This is a genomic window from Microbacterium sp. Bi128 (assembly GCF_918698205.1).
This window is the reverse complement of the sequence record NZ_CAKKMM010001320.1, coordinates 1-1,411: the sequence shown is the minus strand read 5'-3', so window position 1 is coordinate 1,411 and position 1,411 is coordinate 1. Positions and strand designations below refer to the sequence as shown.

2 protein-coding genes are annotated in these 1,411 nt (G+C 67.6%); both read right to left on the bottom strand.

What is annotated here, in order from left to right:
• The coding region (locus tag LQV45_RS32395) for a DUF4032 domain-containing protein (RefSeq protein ID WP_230011645.1) at positions 1–989 on the bottom strand (989 nt) is incomplete at its 3' end.
• Between the two features lie 117 nt (positions 990–1,106).
• Positions 1,107–1,411, bottom strand: a 305-nt coding sequence (locus tag LQV45_RS32390) for a TOBE domain-containing protein (protein WP_230011643.1), incomplete at its 5' end; no start/stop codon positions are given.

The window sequence follows — 1,411 nt, the reverse complement described above, 5'->3', positions numbered from 1 at the left end:
CTGTATTCCTCGTCCATGCCCGGGTTGTTGTCCGCCCGGAACGAGTCCATGTCGTTCAGGAGCCGGCGGGCCTGGTTTTCCTGGGCGTCCAGGCCGGTCAGGCGCAGCAGCCGGCGCTGGTGATGCCCGGCGTCGACGACCTTCGGCTGGAGCTGGATGGTCGAGCCGTTCTGCGTGGTCTTGATCGCGTATTCCTCGACGTCGAACCCCAGCTCGTTGAGCCGCCGGATCCGGGCGGCCACGCGCCAGCGTTCCCCGATCTCAAACGATTCCTTTGCCGTCAGCTCGGTCCACCACCGCCGGTAGCTGTCCATGATCAGCTCGCTGGTGGCCACGGGGTCCACCTTCTCCTCGATCAGGCCGCCGTCGAGGAGGTCCATGAGTTCCCCGGCGATGTTGACGCGGGCGATTTCGAGGTCGTACTCGCGCTGGCCGGTGGACAAATCCGGGTACAGTTCGCCGGTCTCGGCATCGACCAGGTAGGCGGCGAACGCGCCGGCGTCGCGGCGGAACAAGGTGTTGGAGAGCGAGACGTCGCCCCAGTAGAAGCCGATCAGGTGCAGCCGGACCAGCAGCAGGGCCTGGGCGTCGATGAGGCGGGTCAGGGTGTCCTTGCGCAGCATCTGGGAGAAGAGCGCACGGTAGGGCATGGAGAACTTCAGGTGCCGGGTGACCAGCACCGGGTTCAGTGGCCGGCCCTCCGGGGTGGTGCGTCCGGTGATGACGGCCACCGGCTCCACGCCGGGAACGTCCAGCCGGGCGAGCTTGCGCAGCATGTGGTATTCGTGGCGGGCCACGTGCTCCGAGGTTTCCTTGATGGCGATCACGGAGCCGCCGAGGTGGGCGAAGCGCACGATGTGCCGTGAGATGCCGCGGGGGAGGGCTGCCAGATATTCGGCCGGCCAGTCCTCGAGGGCAATGTGCCAGGGCAGGTCCAGCAGCTCGGGCTCGGTGGCGGCGGCCGTGATGCTCAGCGAGCTGGAAACTATCGCGGCCTTTTGGTCATTGGCGCTGGCGGCCTCGAACCACCTAAAGCAGGGCTGTTAACGCCCGACGGCGGCCCTCCACTGGGGAGGACCGCCGTCTGCTGAGCCGGTGGGTGGGGACTAGTCGCCGAGGCGCAGGCCGGTCTTGGTGTCGAACAGGTGTACGTGGCCCGACTGGGGGCGGACCCAGATGGACTCACCCTTCATCGGGGGGCGGCGGCCGTCGACGCGGGCCACGATGTCGTGGCTCTGGCCATCGAGCGTGGTGTGGCCGTAGACGTAAGCGTCGGCGCCGAGTTCTTCGACGACGTCGACCTCGACCTGGAGACCTTCACCCTGGGCGACAGTCTCAAGGTCTTCCGGACGGGAACCGAGGGTCACGGTCTGGCCGTGGGCTTCCTCGAGGACGTCGCGCGGTACCGGGT